Origin of the sequence: Methylobacterium sp. Leaf118 (assembly GCF_920984675.1) — a bacterium.
Classification (GTDB): domain Bacteria; phylum Pseudomonadota; class Alphaproteobacteria; order Rhizobiales; family Beijerinckiaceae; genus Methylobacterium.
The window spans coordinates 35,503-52,826 of record NZ_CAKLBV010000002.1; the positions used below are offsets into that span (position 1 = coordinate 35,503).

18 protein-coding genes are annotated in these 17,324 nt (G+C 70.1%); 14 read left to right on the forward strand and 4 right to left on the reverse strand.

The features are described from left to right. Positions 1 to 61 precede the first annotated feature (61 nt). Positions 62 to 1,510, reverse strand: a complete 1,449-nt coding sequence (locus LW587_RS01310) for a homospermidine synthase (protein WP_232627801.1) — start codon at positions 1,508 to 1,510, stop codon at positions 62 to 64. 273 nt (positions 1,511 to 1,783) lie between these two features. On the opposite strand from LW587_RS01310, the gene LW587_RS01315 reads away from it, so the two are divergent. Next, on the forward strand, positions 1,784 to 1,987 hold the full coding sequence (locus LW587_RS01315; RefSeq protein WP_232627802.1) for a hypothetical protein: 204 nt from the start codon (positions 1,784 to 1,786) through the stop codon (positions 1,985 to 1,987). Positions 1,988 to 2,096: 109 nt separating this feature from the next. Here LW587_RS01315 and LW587_RS01320 read toward each other — a convergent pair whose 3' ends face one another. Both LW587_RS01320 and LW587_RS01325 read right to left on the reverse strand, forming a co-directional pair. After that, the gene (locus LW587_RS01320) at positions 2,097 to 2,654 is read right to left on the reverse strand and encodes a GNAT family N-acetyltransferase (protein WP_232627803.1); all 558 of its coding nucleotides are present in this window, start codon (positions 2,652 to 2,654) and stop codon (positions 2,097 to 2,099) included. A gap of 148 nt (positions 2,655 to 2,802) precedes the next feature. Continuing rightward, the gene (locus LW587_RS01325) at positions 2,803 to 3,969 is read right to left on the reverse strand and encodes a type III PLP-dependent enzyme (protein ID WP_232627804.1); all 1,167 of its coding nucleotides are present in this window, start codon (positions 3,967 to 3,969) and stop codon (positions 2,803 to 2,805) included. A 699-nt stretch (positions 3,970 to 4,668) separates the two neighbouring features. Here LW587_RS01325 and LW587_RS01330 point away from each other — a divergent pair. The 4 genes from LW587_RS01330 (at position 4,669) to LW587_RS01345 (ending at position 8,769) form a co-directional block, all read left to right on the forward strand. Beyond that, entirely contained in the window at positions 4,669 to 6,243 is a 1,575-nt protein-coding gene (locus LW587_RS01330; RefSeq protein WP_232627805.1) for a glucan biosynthesis protein G, read from the forward strand. Beyond that, positions 6,240 to 6,746 carry a GNAT family N-acetyltransferase gene (locus LW587_RS01335; protein ID WP_232627806.1) on the forward strand — a complete coding sequence of 169 codons (507 nt, stop codon included), beginning with the start codon at positions 6,240 to 6,242 and terminating at the stop codon, positions 6,744 to 6,746. Before LW587_RS01330 ends, LW587_RS01335 begins: the two co-directional genes overlap by 4 nt. A gap of 188 nt (positions 6,747 to 6,934) precedes the next feature. Beyond that, entirely contained in the window at positions 6,935 to 8,020 is a 1,086-nt protein-coding gene (locus tag LW587_RS01340) for an alkene reductase (protein ID WP_232627807.1), read from the forward strand. A gap of 71 nt (positions 8,021 to 8,091) precedes the next feature. Then, entirely contained in the window at positions 8,092 to 8,769 is a 678-nt protein-coding gene (locus LW587_RS01345) for an HAD hydrolase-like protein (protein ID WP_232627808.1), read from the forward strand. On the opposite strand, the gene bamE is transcribed toward LW587_RS01345, so the two are convergent. Then, complete coding sequence (gene bamE, locus LW587_RS01350; protein WP_232627809.1) at positions 8,763 to 9,260, reverse strand: outer membrane protein assembly factor BamE; 498 nt, start codon at positions 9,258 to 9,260, stop codon at positions 8,763 to 8,765. The genes LW587_RS01345 and bamE overlap by 7 nt on opposite strands. Positions 9,261 to 9,416: 156 nt before the next feature. On the opposite strand from bamE, the gene LW587_RS01355 reads away from it, so the two are divergent. The 9 genes from LW587_RS01355 (at position 9,417) to LW587_RS01395 (ending at position 17,315) form a co-directional block, all read left to right on the forward strand. Beyond that, complete coding sequence (locus tag LW587_RS01355) at positions 9,417 to 9,968, forward strand: ubiquinol-cytochrome C chaperone family protein (RefSeq protein ID WP_232627810.1); 552 nt, start codon at positions 9,417 to 9,419, stop codon at positions 9,966 to 9,968. Continuing rightward, a complete protein-coding gene (locus LW587_RS01360) occupies positions 9,965 to 10,480 on the forward strand; it encodes a YceD family protein (RefSeq protein ID WP_232627811.1) in 516 nt (171 codons plus the stop codon). The genes LW587_RS01355 and LW587_RS01360 overlap by 4 nt, the downstream gene beginning before the upstream one ends. A gap of 145 nt (positions 10,481 to 10,625) precedes the next feature. Continuing rightward, positions 10,626 to 11,696: a phosphate acyltransferase PlsX gene (gene plsX / locus LW587_RS01365; RefSeq protein ID WP_232627812.1), complete on the forward strand. Its 1,071-nt coding sequence runs from the start codon at positions 10,626 to 10,628 to the stop codon at positions 11,694 to 11,696. 33 nt (positions 11,697 to 11,729) lie between these two features. Beyond that, positions 11,730 to 12,716, forward strand: a complete 987-nt coding sequence (locus LW587_RS01370; protein WP_232627813.1) for a beta-ketoacyl-ACP synthase III — start codon at positions 11,730 to 11,732, stop codon at positions 12,714 to 12,716. Between the two features lie 211 nt (positions 12,717 to 12,927). Then, positions 12,928 to 13,251: an integration host factor subunit alpha gene (locus LW587_RS01375; RefSeq protein ID WP_232627814.1), complete on the forward strand. Its 324-nt coding sequence runs from the start codon at positions 12,928 to 12,930 to the stop codon at positions 13,249 to 13,251. A 193-nt stretch (positions 13,252 to 13,444) separates the two neighbouring features. Then, positions 13,445 to 13,954, forward strand: a complete 510-nt coding sequence (locus LW587_RS01380) for a MerR family transcriptional regulator (RefSeq protein WP_232627815.1) — start codon at positions 13,445 to 13,447, stop codon at positions 13,952 to 13,954. Positions 13,955 to 14,085: 131 nt separating this feature from the next. Further along, positions 14,086 to 14,484 (forward strand): hypothetical protein, encoded by a 399-nt coding sequence (locus LW587_RS01385; RefSeq protein ID WP_442919078.1) that lies wholly within the window; start codon positions 14,086 to 14,088, stop codon positions 14,482 to 14,484. Between the two features lie 136 nt (positions 14,485 to 14,620). After that, complete coding sequence (locus LW587_RS01390) at positions 14,621 to 15,091, forward strand: 4-aminobutyrate aminotransferase (protein ID WP_232627817.1); 471 nt, start codon at positions 14,621 to 14,623, stop codon at positions 15,089 to 15,091. 271 nt (positions 15,092 to 15,362) lie between these two features. Continuing rightward, positions 15,363 to 17,315 (forward strand): PrkA family serine protein kinase, encoded by a 1,953-nt coding sequence (locus tag LW587_RS01395; protein WP_232627818.1) that lies wholly within the window; start codon positions 15,363 to 15,365, stop codon positions 17,313 to 17,315. Positions 17,316 to 17,324 lie beyond the last annotated feature (9 nt).

A 17,324-nucleotide genomic window follows, 5' to 3' on the forward strand; every position in this document is an offset into this window, starting at 1 on the left:
CCGTAACAAAAAAGGGCCGCCCCGGACAGGGCGGCCCACGTCGCGTCAGGGCAGGGATGCCTCAGCGGTGCACGAGCACGTTGCGGAACTGCCAGGGATCGCTCGGGTCGATGTCCTCCGGGAACAGGCCGGGCCGGTCGGTCAGCGGCGTCCAGTCGGTGTAGACGCCGACCACCGGGCCGAGATACGGCGTCTGCACTTCGAGGCAGCGGCGGAAGTCGATCTCGTCGGCCTCGACGATGCCGGCCTCCGGGTTCTCCAGCGCCCAGACCATGCCGGCGAGCACGGCGCTCGTGACCTGAAGGCCCGTCGCGTTCTGGTAGGGCGCGATCCGGCGGGTCTCCTCGATGGAGAGCTGCGAGCCGTACCAGTAGGCGTTCTTGGCGTGGCCGTAGAGGAGCACGCCGAGCTCGTCGATGCCGTCGACGATCTCGTTCTCGTCGAGAATGTGCTGGCGCTCCTGCACCTTGCCGGCATTGCCCCACATCTCGTGGAGCGACAGCACGGCGTCGTTGGCCGGGTGGTAGGCGTAGTGGCAGGTCGGGCGGTAGACCGCCGTGTCGCCCTCGCGCACCGTGTAGTAGTCGGCGATCGAGACCGCCTCGTTGTGGGTCACGAGGAAGCCGAACTGCGCGCCCACGGTCGGCACCCAGGTGCGCACGCGGGTGTCGGCGCCGGGCTGAAGCAGGAAGATCGCGCAACGCGACCCCTTGGTCTGCGCCTCGGCATTGGCCGGCTTCCAGGTCTCGTGGGTGCCCCAGCCGAGTTCGGCCGGCTGGTTGCCCTCGGAGACGAAGCCCTCGACCGACCAAGTGTTGACGAACACGCCCATGGGCTTGGGGGTCTTGGCGCGCTGGGTGTCGCGCTCGGCGATGTGGACGCCCTTGACGCCGAGCGTCTGCATCAGCGCGGCCCAGCCTTCACGGCTGGTCGGCTCCGGATCGGTGACGCCCGTATCCCGGGCGATGTTCAGGAGCGCCTGCTTGACGAACCACGAGACCATGCCGGGATTGGCGCCGCAGCAGGACACCGCGGTCGGGCCGCCGGGGGCGGCGCGGCGGGCGGCCAGGATGTTCTCGCGCAGGGCGTAGTTGGTGCGGTCGGCCTGGCTCAGATCCTTGTCGAAGTAGAAGCCGGTCCACGGCTCGGCGACGGTGTCGATGTAGAGCGCGCCGAGTTCGCGGCAGAGTTCGAGGATGTCGCGCGAGGAGGTGTCGACGGAGAGGTTCACGCAGAAGCCCTGGCCGCCGCCCTCGGTGAGAAGCGGCGTGAGGACCTCGCGGTAGTTCTCCTTGGTGAGCGCCACCGTCTCGAAGCGCAGGCCGTGCTTCTCGGCGAGCGCCTTATGGGTGTCGACCGGATCGATCACGGTGAAGCGGGCACGGTCGTAGGCGAAGTGGCGCTCGATGAGCGGCAGGGTGCCCCGACCGATCGAGCCGAAGCCGATCATCACGATCGGGCCGGTGATGCGACCGTGGACGGGCCATTCCTTCTGCGGGCCATCGGACATGCGCGGACACTCCTTAGTCGGGCTGCTCTTTGCTCGAGAGCGGGGGATTGCTGCGTGGAAGTGACGAGCGGATGACGGTTCGGCGTCGGCCGGTCAACTGCGCCCACCACGGGTTAATTGCGGAACCGTGAAGGAGAAAGCAATTCGTTATGCACCTAATGCATGGCTGCGAGGAGGCGCGGCGGGGGTTCGCGGCCGAGGATCGCGCTTATATTGCACTGCAACACGGGAGGCACGTTCAGGGGCTCACGACGCCGTAAAGGGGAAAGAGCCATGTTGACCGTCATCACCGCACAGACCGTCCAGCCCGAAGTCGAGGCGATCGACCGCGACCCGGGCATCATCACCCTCGTCAGCAGCCTCGTCCGGGCCGTGCGCGGCACCGGCCGCCCTGCAACCGACGAGAGCGGCCACCGCAAGGGGCCCTATGCCAGCCCGTTCAGCGCGAGCGGCGTCCTGCCCTACCGGTATCGCTGAGGGTCGCAGCCGATCGGAGGGAGGCGAAAAGCCCGCCCCTCCGCGCCCGCCGACATCCCGCCCTGCATGGGCGGCCTCCCCCGCAGGCGGGAGAGGCGGGGTGTCGGCGTCAGGCGGCCTGTCGTCGTGCCGCCATCGCGGCGGCCTCGGCCGCGACCGCCGGGAGCGTGTCGAGGGCGCCGGTCGCCCGCAGAGTTCCGTTCGCCCCGTCGAGCGCGCGGGCTCTCAGGTCGAGACCGAGGAAACGCTCCCGCTCGAACGGGCCGGGCATGGCGAGCCCCGCCGCCCGGTCGGGGGCGAAGCCGAAGCGGGCGTAATAGGGGGCATCGCCCACGAGCAGCACCGCGCCGTGGCCGTGCTCGCCGGCCCGGGCCAGCGCGGCCCGCATCAGGAGGCCGCCGAGGCCCAGGCCTTGCGCGGCCGGATCGACCGCGAGCGGGCCGAGCAGCAGCGCCGGGCGTCCGCAGCCGGTCTCGACATCCCACAGGCGCACGGTGCCGACGACCCGGTCGTCGCGCGTGGCGGTCAGGGCGAGGCCGCGCGCGGGCAGGCGACCGTCGCGCAGGCGCTGCGAGGTTTTCAGGAATCGGCCCGGACCGAAGCAGGCGTCGAGCAGGCGCTCGCGCAGCCCGATATCCGAGGCGATCTCATCGCGGATCTGGATCACGGCCGTACCCTCCCAACATCGCCGACAGGCGGGAAGAAACAGCCCTCGCACCCGCCGGGAGGCGGGCCGTCCGGGACACATCGACAAGCGCGTCCCGTGGGACGCGCGGCTTCTCTGGGGGAAAAAGCGTGAATGAAGCGTGACCGGCTCAGATCACGATCTGCTCGAGCGGGGGGAAGCCGTTGAAGGCGACCGCCGCGTAGGTCGTCGTGTAGGCGCCCGCGCCCTCGATCCAGACCTTGTCGCCGATCGAGAGGGAGACCGGCAGCGGGTAGTGGTTCTTCTCGTAGAGCACGTCGACCGAATCGCAGGTCGGGCCGGCGACGATGCAGGGGGCCATGCGGTCCTCGTCGTGGTCGGTGCGGATCGCGTAGCGGATCGACTCGTCCATGGTCTCGGCCAGCCCGCCGAACTTGCCGATGTCGAGATAGACCCAGCGCACCTCGTCCTCGGCCGCCGACTTCCGGGAGACGAGCACGACCTCGGCCTCGATCATGCCGGCATTGCCGACCATGCCACGGCCCGGCTCGATGATCGTCTCCGGGATGCGGTTGCCGAAATGCTTGGTGAGCGCGCGGAAGATCGCGTCGCCGTAGGATTCCACGCCGGGCACCGCCTTCAGGTACTTGGTCGGGAAGCCGCCGCCGAGATTGACCATCGACAGGCCGATGCCCCGCAGCGCGCATTCCTGGAAGATCATGGCGGCGGCGGCGAGGGCCCCGTCCCAGGCTTCCGTGTTGGCCTGCTGCGAGCCGACATGGAAGGAAACGCCGTAGGCGTGGAGGCCGTTGCGGTGGGCGTGCTCCAGCACGTTCACCGCCATCTCCGGCTCACAGCCGAATTTTCTCGAAAGGGGCCAGTCGGCGCCGGCGCCGTCGCACAGGATGCGGCAGAACACCTGCACGTCGCCCCTCTCGATACCAGCCTCGCCGGCCGCGCGAACAATCTTCTCGACTTCCGCTTGGCAATCAACCGCGAACAGGCGGATGCCGAGCTTGAGGGCGCGGACCACGTCGCGCTCCTTCTTGATGGTGTTGCCGAAGGAGATGCGGTCGGCGGTGGCGCCGGCGGCGAGCGCCATCTCGATCTCGGCGACCGAGGCGGTGTCGAAGCAGGAGCCCATCTCGGCGAGCAGGCGTAGCACTTCCGCCGCCGGGTTCGCCTTCACGGCGTAGAACACCCGGGTGTCGGGCAGGGCACGGGCGAACTGGGAAAAGTTCTCGCGCACGACATCGAGGTCGAGGACCATCACCGGACCCTCGTCCCGGCCGAGATCACGGCGCGCGCGCAGGTAATCGCGGATGCGATCGGTCATTGGTCGTCCCAACCACAGGTTCGAGGGCGCCGTCGAGGGCGCGAGATCGAATCGAGACGGTCCGGGAAAGGGCCGTCGGCGTCAGGGGGCGATGCGTCGCGTCACCCGTGCGCTTTGGAGACGCGCGGATGGCAACAGGCGCAGAGCACCCGGAAGCTGCCGTGGATTGGATGGGGGAACCCCAACCGCACGCCGGGCAAGGAGAAACAAGCCTCTTCGGTGTCGGCCTTTGGAGGGCCGACGAGACCAAAAAAGCCCGTTCGTCGTTGCTTTAAGCTGCGTCCCCCGTGGAGAGCGGGGTTCGCCGGTTTCGCCTCCGGCTGCCGGTTGTTGTTGAGGTCTGGTGTCGCCACCCGGATGCCGGCCGTAGGGATCCACCCCTTGCGACCATCGATCCTTTAAGACCCCTGGCGGCTGTCCGGCAGTTGACCGGATGCCCACCAACCGACACGCGGCCACAGGCACGTGCGAAATTGGGCAGGGGCGATATACGCATCGCGTCCCCCCGGAACAAGCGGTTTCTCACAACCTGAGCCGGCGATATCGCTGCGCCGGGACCGATCGTGTCCGATCCGCATCACCGGATCGCGTCCCGGCCCTCGGCGGGCCTTTTCAAGGGCCGGCCGACGGTCCATTGAACCTGCCGCATCGCGGTGCCGGCCTGTCGGCGGCGCGCCATGGGGAGAGTCACCGGGAGCCATGACCGAGCCGTCCCGCCGGGCCGTCGTTTCGGGCCTCGCCGCCAGCGGCCTTGCGGCCCTTCCCCTTGCGGCCCTTCCCGTCGTCGCGCGGGCCGAACCGCGGCCCTTCGGCTTCGAGACGGTGGAAGCGGAGGCCCGCGCCCTCGCCGCCGCGCCCTTCGATGCCCGCGTGCCGCCCCTGCCCGAGGCGCTGGCCCGGCTCGATTACGACGCGTGGCGCGACATCCGCTTCAAGCCGGCCCGGGCCTTCCCGGTCGGCGCGGAGGGGCGCTTCCGCCTGCAGCTGTTCCACCTCGGCTTCCTCTATCCGCGGCCGGTAACGGTGAGCCTCGTGCGGGACGGGGTGGCGACGGCGATCCCCTACGATCCGACCCTGTTCGATCTCGGCCGCACCCGGCTCGACGCGCCGCTGCCGGCGGATCTGGGCTTTGCCGGCCTCCGTCTGCACACGGCCCTCAACCGGCCGGACGTGATCGACGAGCTGATCGTCTTCGTCGGGGCGAGCTATTTCCGCTTCCTGGGGCGCGAGCAGCTCTACGGGCTGTCGGCGCGGGCGCTGGCGATCAACACGGAGGCCGAGGGGGGACCCGAGGAGTTCCCGCTCTTCCGCGCCTTCTGGATCGAGGCCGACGGGGCGGAGCCCGGCGCCTGCACCCTCCACGCCCTGCTCGACAGCCCCTCGGTGACCGGGGCCTATCGCTTCACGGTGCGGCCGGGGGCGCAGACGAGCGTCGCGGTGACGGCCACCCTGTTCCCGCGGCGGGACCTCGACCGAGCCGGACTGGCGCCGCTGACCTCGATGTACTTCATCGGCGAGACCGACCGGGGCCACAGCGACGATTATCGGCCCGAACTGCACGACTCGGACGGGCTCCAGATCGCCGCGGGCTCGGGCGAGTGGCTGTGGCGGCCCCTCGACAATCCCCGCGAGCGCCGCATCTCAAGCTTCTCGGTTCAGAGCCCGAAGGGATTCGGGCTGCTCCAGCGCGACCGGGACTTTGCCAACTATCAGGATCTCGAAGCCGGCTACGAGCGCCGGCCCGGCTATTTCGTCGAGCCGCAGGGCGATTGGGGCGAGGGCAGCGTGGTCCTCGTCGAGCTGCCGACCGACAACGAGACGGCCGACAACATCGTCGCCTTCTGGCGCCCGAAGCGCCCCGCCCCGGCGGGCGAGGCCGTGCGGCTCGCCTATACGATCCGGGCGCTCGGCGCGGCGGATCTGCATCCGAACGGGCGCGTGAGGCATACCTTCCTCGCCGAGCCCGCCGCCAGCGGAGCCGCGCGCAGGACCACGGAGGGAACGGCCCGCCTCGGCCGCCGCTTCCTCGTCGATTTCGGCGGCGGCGACCTCGCCCGGTACGCCTCGGCGCCGACGCCGCCGGAGGTGGTCGCGAGCGCGAGCTTCGGGCGGATCACCGCCACCTCGATCGTGCCCAACCCCCATATCGGCGGCTTCCGGGTCGCCGTGGACGTGAGCCTCGACGCTCCCGGCACGACCGAGCTGCGCGCCTTCCTGCGCGCGGGCGACCGGACCCTGACCGAGACCTGGACCTTCCCCTGGAGCCCAGCGTGAGCCGCCGGACGGAGCGCGCGGCGCTCGGCGGGGCGGTGACGGTCCGGATCGCCCACGTGGCCGATCTCGATGCCCTGATGGCGCTGGAGCATGCCGCCTTCGCCATCGACCGGGCCGAGCGCCGGGCGATCCGCCACGCGATCCGCTCCTCCAGCATGAGCCTCCTCGTCGCGGTCGCGACGGACCCGGACGCGGAGGCCGAACTCCTGGTCGGGGCCGCGACCCTGGAGCGGCGGCGCACCAGCGCCGTCGCCCGGCTCTCCTCCATCGCGGTCGCCCCGTCCCGCGCCGGCCATGGCCTCGGCGGCCTGCTGCTGGCCGCAGCCGAGGCGGAGGCCCGCCGGCACGGTCTTGCCCGTCTGCGCCTGGAGGTTCGGGCCGACAACGGGGCCGGCATCCGCCTCTACGAGCGCCACGGCTACCGCCGCTACGGGACCAAGCCGGACTATTACGAGGACGGCATGGAGGCGTGGTGTTACGAGAAGGCCCTGGAACCGGCCTGACGGCCCGCTTGGGGGTCCTTCGGAGCCGGCCCCGTCCCCGATCGTTCATCCCGTCCCGGCCGCCGCCTCGGCGGGCGAGGTGCGCCAGCGCACTGGCAGGACGGGCGGGTGGGACCAAGTTGCGGGTATCTACCCGTGTCCCCACGACGGACGCGCGGATTGTCCTGGCGACCCACGAAGAGACCCGCATGCCGACTCTGTTCGACCCGATCACGCTCGGCGCCCTCGCGCTGCCGAACCGTATCCTGATGGCGCCGCTGACCCGCGGTCGCGCCACCCGCACCCATGTCCCGACGCCGCTCATGGCCGAGTATTATGCCCAGCGGGCGGGCGCCGGCCTCATCATCTCGGAGGCCACGGGCATCAGCCAGGAGGGTCTGGGCTGGCCCTACGCCCCCGGCCTCTGGTCGGACGAGCAGGTCGAGGCCTGGAAGCCGATCGTGAAGGCCGTTCACGACGCGGGCGGGCGCATCGTCTCGCAGCTCTGGCACATGGGCTACCTCGTCCACCCGGACTTCCTCGGCGGCGAGCCCCCGGTCGCCCCCTCGGAGGCGACCGCGCCGGATCAGGCCCACACCTACGAGGGCAAGAAGCCCTACGGGAAGGCCCGGGCGCTGGGCGAGGACGAGATTCCGCGCCTCATCGCCGATTACGAGCGGGCCGCCCGCAACGCCGTCGCGGCCGGCTTCGACGGGGTGCAGATCCACGCGGCCAACGGCTACCTGCTCGACGAGTTCATCCGCGACGGCTCCAACAAGCGCTCCGACCGCTACGGCGGCTCGGTCGAGAACCGGGTCCGCCTCGTCACCAAGGTGGCGCAGGCGGTGGCCGGCGTGGTCGGTCCCGAGCGCACCGGCATCCGCTTCTCGCCCAATGGTCCGATCCAGGGCGTCGACGATTCGAACCCCCACGAGACCTTCGGACTGGCCGCCGAGATGATGGAGCGCGTCGGCCTCGCCTTCATCGAGCTGCGCGAGCCGGGCCCGAACGGCACCTTCGGCAAGGCGACGGTGGCGCCGGTGGCGCCCGTCATCAAGGAGCGCTTCGGCGGGCCGGTCATCCTCAACTGCGACTACGATGGAGAGCGCGCGAAGGCGGCGGTCGCCTCGGGCGAGGCCGACGCCATCGCCTTCGGCCGGCCCTTCCTCGCCAACCCGGACCTGCCCGAGCGGATCGCCCAGGGCGCCCCGCTCAACCCGGACGACATGCAGACCTGGTACAGCCAGGGTCCGGAGGGCTACATCGATTACCCGACCCTGGCCCGGGCGGCGTAACCCGCCCGCCGGCGGACCCTCCTCTCGGCCCCGCGCGCGCGGGGCCGTTCTCGTTTCAGGGGCAGGCCTCGATGAACAGGTCCGACGTGCCCGGCCCTGCGGCCGTCCGGCCGCGCTACCGCCTCGTCGCCTTCGATTTCGACGGGACCCTCGCCGACACCTTCCCGTGGTTCTGCTCCGTCCTGAACGACGTGGCCGACCGCTACCGTTTCCGCCGGGTCGGGCCGGGGGAGGCCGAGCGGCTGCGGGCGCTCGGGGCGCGGGCGATCCTGAAGGAGCTCGGCATCCCGGCCTGGAAGGTGCCCGGCATCGCCCGCCACATGCGGGGGCTCGCGGCCCGCGACGCGGACGCCGTCCGGCTGTTTCCCGGCATTCCTGAGATGCTCGCGGCCCTCGACCGGACCGGCATCGCCCTCGCGGTGGTCAGTTCCAACGGGGAGGCCCAGGTGCGCCGCGCCCTCGGGCCCGATGCCGGACGCATCCGGCACTACGCCTGCGGCGCGTCGCTGTTCGGCAAGGCGCGTCATCTGCGCGCGGTGGCGCGGGCCGCCGGTGTGGCGCCCGGGGCGATGCTGGCGGTCGGGGACGAGATCCGCGACGCCGAGGCGGCGGCGAACGCCGCCTGCGCCTTCGGGGCGGTCGCCTGGGGCTACACCCTGCCCGAGGCGTTGGCGGCCCGCGAGCCGGCCCACCTGTTCGACGACCCGGCCGCGATCGTGCGGATCGCGGCCGGAACGGCGGATTACTGACCGGCGCGGGCGCCCGGCACGATGGAGGCGCCGGCGCCGCTGCCGAACGGCTCGTAGCGGGTCAGGCCGCGGAAGAGCTGGCTGAGGAAGGCGCGCTCGGCCCCGCTCGACGGCGTGGTCCGCTGAATGAAGTCGAACACGCGCCCGTCCTGCAGGCCGTAGAGCGACACGCGCTCGACCTTCATCCCGGCGTTGAAATAGACCGCGGTGACCTTCTGGTCCTCGATCTGCTCACCGAGGAACAACACCGTCCGGGTCGTGTTCTGGGTGATGTAATACCAGGACTTGTTGCCGACCGTGGAGACCGTGGAGGGCGTGCCGAGGATCTGGAGCACCTGCTCGGCGCTCAAGCCCGGCTTGACCGTCGCCAGTGCCGCCTGATCGATCTGGTAGCCGTGGCGGATCTGCTCGCCGATGCAGCCGGAGACGCCGAGCGCGACGGATCCGAGAACGGCCGCGCGGGCGAGCGACGAGACGAGACGGCGCGACATCGGCCCCCCTGATTTGCCTGAAGCGATGCATCGTCCGCGGCGCGATTGACTCGCGGCGTCTTCGGACTTGCACCCTGGTCGAGGGTTGCCGTACCGCGGGGTTATGGCTTTGACAAGGCAAGCGTGGCCACAGGCCCGGCCCAACCGGTGGACCGCATGATCGCAGGGCTGTTCCGCCGCGCCGACACGCGGCGCCGCACGATCCGGACGCTGCACGGGCGCATCAGCGATGCCGCGCGCAACCCGGTTCTGTACGGTGCCCTCGGCGTGCCCGACACCGTGGAGGGCCGCTTCGAGGCCCTGTGCCTGCACGTGATCCTCGTGCTGCGCCGCCTCGGCCAATTGCCGCCGCCGGCCGGCGACGTGGCCCAGGACCTCGTCGATGCCGTCTTCCTGCAGCTCGACGCCTCCCTGCGCGAACTCGGCATCGGCGACATGGGCATCCCCAAGCGCATCAAGAAGCTCGGGGCCTCGTTCTATGCCCGCGCCGGCGCCTATGGCAGCGCCCTCGACGCGGACGACATCGCCGCCTTGGCCGCCGCCCTCGCCCGCAACGTGCTCGACCGCGACGCGCCCGAGGCCGCCGAAGGGCTCGCGCGCTACGCCCGCGCCTGCGCCGCCGCCCTCGCGGAGCAGGACCTCGACGCCCTGCTCGGGCAGGGCCCGCGCTTCCCCCAACCCGACGGCACCGCAGGAGCGATCGGATGACCGCCGCCTCGAAAGGCCCGCTCTCCCGCTCGGTCCATGTCGAGCGCCTGACCAAGGACCGCGCCGAGATCGTGGTCGAGGCCACCCCCGAGGAATGCGCGGCTCTGGCCCGCGACTTCAAGGTCCCGGCGATCCGCGACCTCGTCGGGCGCTTCGTCCTGAGCGGCTCCCTCACCCGGCTCCAGGTCGGCGGCCGGGTCGAGGCGGTCGTCACCCAGATCTGCACCGTGACGCTGGAGCCGTTCGAGGGGCGGGTGAACGAGCCGGTGGACGTGGCTTTCACCAACGCCGACATCCTGAACGACACCGATGCCGAGGAGGTCGAGCTGCCCGACCCGATCGTGAACGGGCGCATCGATTTCGGAACGCTGACCGCGGAGTTCCTGGCCCTCGGGCTCGACCCCTATCCGCGCAAGTCCGGCGTCGCCTTCGAGCCGGTCACGGCGGGCGAGGAGCCGCAGCCGTTTTCCGACCTCGCCGCCCTGCGCGACCGGCTCGGCGGCAAGGACTGAACGCCGCGTCCAACGAATCTGTGAGTTTTTGTTTGCCCGGCCGGGCGCGACCGTTATTTTGCGCGCCGCCGATCCGGGGCCGGCTGTCTCCCCGAGCCCGCCCGCAGGACGCCTCCGCGGCGTCCGACGAGCCCCCGAAGGAATCATGTCGAATCGCGTTTGCATCTCGCTCGACGCCATGGGCGGCGATCATGGTCCCTCGACCGTCGTGCCCGGCGCGGCCATCGCCCGGGAGCGCCACCCCGAGACCACCTTCCTGATGTTCGGCGACGAGGCGGTGATCCGCCCCCTGGTCGAGGCCGAGCCGCGGCTGAAGGGGGCCGTCGAGATCCGCCACACCACGGTGTCCGTCGCCATGGACGACAAGCCGAGCCAGGCGGTGCGTCAGGGCCGCGGCAAGTCCTCGATGTGGCGGGCGATCCAGGCCGTGCGCGACGGCGAGGCCCAGGCCGCGGTCTCGGCGGGCAACACCGGCGCGCTGATGGCGATGTCGAAGATCTGCCTGAAGACCCTGGCGGGCATCGAGCGCCCGGCCATCGCCTGCCTGTGGCCGACGGTGCGCGGCGAGAGCGTCGTGCTCGATGTCGGCGCCACCATCGGCACCGATGCCGAGCATCTCGTCGAGATGGCGGTGATGGGCTCGGCCATGGCTCGCATCGTGCTCGACCTCGACCGCCCGACGGTCGGGCTCCTCAATGTCGGCACCGAGGAGATGAAGGGCAACGAGGCGGTCAAGGAGGCCGCCCGGCTGCTGCGCGAAGCGGAACCCGAGAACTTTTCCTATTACGGCTTCGTCGAGGGCAACGACCTCGGCCGCGGCACCGTGGACGTCGTCGTCACCGAGGGATTCACCGGAAACATCGCCCTCAAGACGGCCGAGGGCACCGCCCGGCAGGTCAAGACCTACATGAAGGCGGCCATGACGCGGACGCTCTCGGCCAAGATCGGCGCCTTTTTCGCCCGGCACGCGTTCCGGGAGCTCAAGGACAAGATGGATCCGAGCCGCGCCAATGGCGGCGTGTTCCTCGGCCTGGAGGGCATCGTCGTGAAGAGCCACGGCGGCGAGGACACCCGGGGCTTCGCCGCGGCGGTCGACCTTGCCCACGACATGGCGCGCCACGACCTGATGCGGACGATTCGTGACATGCTGGAGCAGACGCCGGGGGTCGCCACCGGGTTGAGCGCCGGGCTCGATGCCAGCCTGGCCCCGAAGTGAGCGCGGAACAGAAGTGAGAAAGGGACGGGTCTGATGGCGCAGGAGCGCTCCGTCGTGGTCGGGTGCGGTGCGTACCTGCCGGAGACGATCGTCACGAACACCCAGCTCGCGGAGCGGGGGGTCGAGACCTCGGACGAGTGGATCATCCAGCGCACCGGCATCCGCCAGCGCCACATCGCCCAGGCGCACGAGACGACGTCGGTGCTGGGCACGCGGGCGGCGCAGGCGGCCCTGGCGGATGCCGGCCTCTCGCCCGCCGACATCGACCTCGTGATCTGCGCGACCTCGACGCCCGATCACACCTTCCCCTCGACCGCGACGCAGATCCAGGCCGCGCTCGGGATCGAGGGCGGATTCGCCTTCGACCTCCAGGCGGTCTGCGCCGGCTTCGTCTACGCGGTGGCCACCGCCGACCGCTACCTCCGGACGGGGGGCGCCAAGCGGGCCCTCGTGATCGGCGCCGAGACCTTCTCGCGCATCCTCGACTGGGAGGACCGTACCACCTGCGTCCTGTTCGGCGACGGGGCCGGGGCGATCGTGCTGGAGGCCCGCGAGAGCCCGGACCAGGGGACGAGGGCCGACCGCGGCGTGCTGGCGAGCTGCCTGCGCTCGGACGGGCGCCACCGGGCCAAGCTCTATGTCGATGGCGGGCCGGGCTCGACCGGCACCACGGGCAAGCTGCGCATGGAGGGCCGCGAGGTGTTCCGCTTCGCGGTGGGCTCGGTCACCGACGTGATCGAGGAAGTGTTCCGCGCCACCGGCACCACGGCGGAGGATCTCTCCTGGTTCGTGCCGCACCAGGCCAACCGCCGGATCATCGAGGCGTCGGCCGACAAGCTCGGCATCGCCCGCGAGAAGGTGGTGCTGACCGTGGACCGCCACGGCAACACCTCGGCGGCCTCGATTCCGCTGGCCCTCAACGCCGCCCGCCGGGACGGCCGCATCCGCGAGGGCGACCTCGTGATGATCGAGGCGATCGGCGGCGGCTTCACCTGGGGCGCCGCCCTGATCCGCTGGTAAGAGTGCCTCGCAAAACGCCCGTTCGTCGCCGTTGTCCCGACAGGCTCGACCACGTCGCGGGAGTTTTGTGAAAGTCACGAAATCGCGCGTTCCGCCCGCAGCCTCGGGTTTGTGTCAACCGCAAGGTTCGGTTGACCGTCGATCCCGTGCCGATTAGCGTGTCCGATCATAGGGATACATCCGAGCCACGACTCGGCCGCGGGGGAATCGCATGGCGGGAAAGACGGTCACACGCGCCGATCTGAGCGAGGCCGTCTACCAGCAGGTGGGCCTCTCGCGCGCCGAGTCGGCAGCCCTCGTCGAGACGGTGCTCGCCGAGATCTGCAACTGCCTCTCGGCCGGCGAGACGGTGAAGCTCTCCTCGTTCGGCTCCTTCGTCGTGCGCGCGAAGGGCAAGCGCATCGGCCGCAACCCGAAGACCGGCGTCGAGGTCGAGATCGAGCCGCGGCAGGTCATGGTGTTCAAGCCCTCGAACGTGCTGAAGGCCCGCATCAACGGCACGGCCGTCAACGGCCACGACAGCGACGAGGACTGACGCCGGCGCCCTCCCCCGGATGCGCGAGAGCGCCGGGGCGCGGCGCGGCCCGGACAGGAAACGGGGCGATCGCCACCGGCGATGGCCCGGAGAACCGACGCGGACGCGCAGGACGGGGGCGGCGCGCGGCGTCCGACCTCCCCGAGGCCGGGGTCCCGCACCCGGCGCCCGAACCATCGATTGAGGCCGTGCCATGGGGCTCCCGCTCGCATCCGAGGAGGACCGTTCCGAGAAACATCCGAGCGCCTTCCGGACCATCACGGAAGTCTCGGAGGAACTCGGCGTGCCGCAGCACGTCCTGCGCTTCTGGGAGAGCCGTTTCGTGCAGATCCGGCCCCTGAAGCGGGCGGGCGGGCGGCGCTACTACCGGCCCGAGGACGTGGACCTGCTCCGGGGTGTGCGCCGACTCCTGCACGGGCAGGGCTACACCATCCGCGGCGCCCAGCGCATCCTCAAGGAGCACGGCCCGCGCTTCGTCCAGGCGATCGGACGGGGCGAGACCGAGGCCGGGCCGCCGCTGGCCCAGGAGCGTGACGAGCAGGAGCGTGACGCGCAGGCGCGTGACGGGGAGGGCTCGGTGCCGGCTGACGCCACGGCCTCGGGGCGCGCCTCGCTGGAGGCGGTCCTGGCCGAGCTGCATTCCTGCCGGGCCCTGCTCGCCGCCCTCGACACTCCCGATCCGGAGCCGCACGAGGCGGCGTGAGGCGCGCCCGCGCCAACTTGCTTGCGCGCAAGGCATTGTCGCGTCTCGCGGTTTCGGTGCGCATCGCGCCCCGGCCTCGAACTTTACTGTCGGATCGGCGTTGAGGCGCCATGGCCCCGTCCCGCCCTCGGATGTCCCCTGCCCAGGAACTGATCGCCCGCGTGATGCGGATCGTGCGCGCCTGCCCGGAAGCGGCGCATGAGGTGCTGGAACTGATGTTCCTCGTCAGCCAGATCGAGGCGTCGACCACCGTCGACCGGGAGTACCGCGACGCCCGGCGCGTCATCAGCCGGCTGCGGGCGCCCCTCTGGGAGATGGGTCCGGCCGATCGCGAGGCCCTGCTCAAGGCCGCCGAGACCATCCGGCGGGTCTGCGACTTGGCGGAGGCCGATATTCCCACGACCCCGGGGGCCGATCTGGGCGAGCGCGCCCGGATCGAGGCGGTGCTCGCCCGCACGCTCGCGGGCGAATTGAGCGAGGCGCAGATCGCCCGGGTGGCCGGGGCCGTCGCCGCCGCGATCCAGCACTGAGCCTCCGGCCCCGCCCTCCGCGCGGGTCAAGCCTCGACGGAAGCCCCTCGAGCTCCCACATCGGTCCTGCTCCCGCATCCGGCCGGATTCCCCGGCCACGGATCCGCGGTCCGCGAGACGACGCAAGGACACGCCGATGACATCGACGATTGCCGCCCTCCGACCGGTTCCGGCCCTGGCCGTGATCGCCGCGCTCTGCGCCGCGCCCGGTCTCGTCGGATCCGCATTGGCACAGACCACCGTCACGCGCAGCGAGTCCGTTCCGACCGGCAAGTCGACCCGCCTCGTGATCGTGCCGAACCTCAAGAAGGATTGCTCGAACGGGCCGATGCCGGAGATCAAGGTCACGACCGCCCCGAAATTCGGCTCGCTCATCACCAAGAGCGGCAAGCTGAAGACCCCGGCCAAGTTCCGCTGCCCGAACAAGGACGCCGACGTCCAGGCGATCTTCTACCAGTCCAACGGCGGCTATACCGGCCCCGACGCGGTGACGGTCGAGATCAAGAACTCCGACGGCGACATCGAGAAGCGGGATATCCGCATCACGGTCGATGCCGCCAAGGCCGACGACAAGGCCAAGGAGAAGAAGGAGACCACCGACCTCTGAGCAGCGGGTTTCGCAGCGGCCGTCCCATGCTGCAGCGCGGCAGGGTCGGTCGTCGGCGACGCCGAAACGGGGTGCCGGAACCGGCCCGTGCAGGCCGCCGGAGCCCGGTCCGACGGGGGAAAACGGTAGCTCGGCCGGGCGGACATGCGTCAGTGTGACCCGTTTGCGACGCGGATGGCCCCTCATGTTCGCGCTGCGACAAAACCCGCAATGTCAGTTGCATCCGAGCCGAGACAGGATGAAGCTGTCATCAGCCGAAGGGGGTGTTCGAATGCCGCTGCACTCGACGAACGACCTGTTCCAGAGCTTCGCTCGCGGCTATGAGGCGCGCCGCGACACGGAGATGACCCTCTCCGAGTATTTGGAAGCCTGCCGCGACACTCCGCTGATGTACGCCTCCGCGGCCGAGCGCATTCTCGACGCGATCGGCAAACCGGAGATGGTGGACACCGCCAAGGATGCCCGCCTCGGCCGCGTGTTCATGAACCGCACGATCCGGGTCTACCCAGCCTTCTCCGAGTTCTACGGGATGGAGGAGACGATCGAGCGGATCGTCTCGTTCTTCCGCCACGCCGCGCAGGGGCTGGAGGAGCGCAAGCAGATCCTCTACCTCCTCGGCCCCGTCGGCGGCGGCAAGTCGTCGCTCGCCGAGCGCCTCAAGGCGCTGATGGAGGTCCATCCGGTCTACGTGCTCAAGGCGGGCGACGAGGTTTCTCCCGTCTTCGAGAGCCCGCTCGGCCTGTTCGATCCCGAGGTCATGGGCCGGGAGATCGAGGAGCGCTTCGGCATCCCGCGCCGGCGTCTGACCGGCCTGATGAGCCCCTGGGCCCTCAAGCGCCTGGACGAGTTCGACGGCGACATCTCCCGCTTCAAGGTGATCAAGGTGCGGCCCTCGCGCCTGCGCCAGATCGCCATCGCCAAGACCGAGCCGGGCGACGAGAACAACCAGGATATCTCCTCGCTGGTCGGCAAGGTCGATATCCGCCGGCTCGAGACGCTGTCCCAGGCCGACCCCGATGCCTACAGCTACTCCGGCGGCCTCAACCGGGCGAACCAGGGCGTTCTCGAATTCGTCGAGATGTTCAAGGCGCCGATCAAGATGCTGCATCCGCTGCTCACCGCGACGCAGGAGGGCAACTATGTCGGCACCGAGAATATCGGCGCGATCCCCTTCACGGGCGTGATCCTGGCGCACTCGAACGAGGCCGAGTGGCAGTCGTTCAAGACCAACAAGAACAACGAAGCCTTCATCGACCGGATCTACGTCATCAAGGTGCCCTACTGCCTCCGGGTCACGGAGGAGCAGCGCATCTACGAGAAGCTGATTTCGGGCTCCGAGCTGTCCACGGCGGCCTGCGCCCCGGGCACGCTGGAGATGCTGGCCCGCGTCTCGGTGCTGTCGCGCCTGCGCGAGCACGCCAATTCCAACCTGTTCTCGAAGATGCGGGTCTATGACGGCGAGAGCTTGCGCGAGGTCGATCCCCGCGCCCGCTCGATGCAGGAATACAAGGATACCGGCGGCGTCGACGAGGGCATGGACGGGATCTCGACCCGCTTCGCCTTCAAGGTGCTGGCCGCGACCTTCAACCACGACACCACCGAGATCTCGGCCGATCCGGTCCACCTGATGTACGTGCTCGAACAGGCGATCCGGCGCGAACAGCTGCCGCCGGAGACCGAGAAGCGCTACATGGAGTTCATCAAGACCGAACTCGCCCCGCGCTACGCGGAGTTCATCGGCCACGAGATCCAGAAGGCCTATCTGGAATCCTATCACGATTACGGTCAGAACCTGTTCGACCGCTACATCGATTACGCCGATGCGTGGATCGAGGATCAGGACTTCAAGGACGCCGAGACCGGCCAGCTCCTCAACCGCGAACTCCTGAACCAGGAGCTGACCAAGATCGAGAAGCCCGCCGGCATCGCCAATCCGAAGGATTTTCGGAACGAGGTCGTGAAGTTCGCGCTGCGCTCCCGGGCGCAGCACGGCGGCCGCAATCCGTCCTGGACCTCCTACGAAAAACTGCGCGAGGTGATCGAGCGGCGCATGTTCTCGCAGGTCGAGGAATTGCTGCCGGTCATCTCCTTCGGCTCCAAGAAGGACAGCGAGACGGAGAAGAAGCACGGCGAGTTCGTCGACCGGATGACCGCCCGGGGCTACACCGAGCGGCAGGTCCGCCGGCTCGTGGAATGGTACATGCGGGTGAAGCAGGCAGGCTGAGGCGCGCGG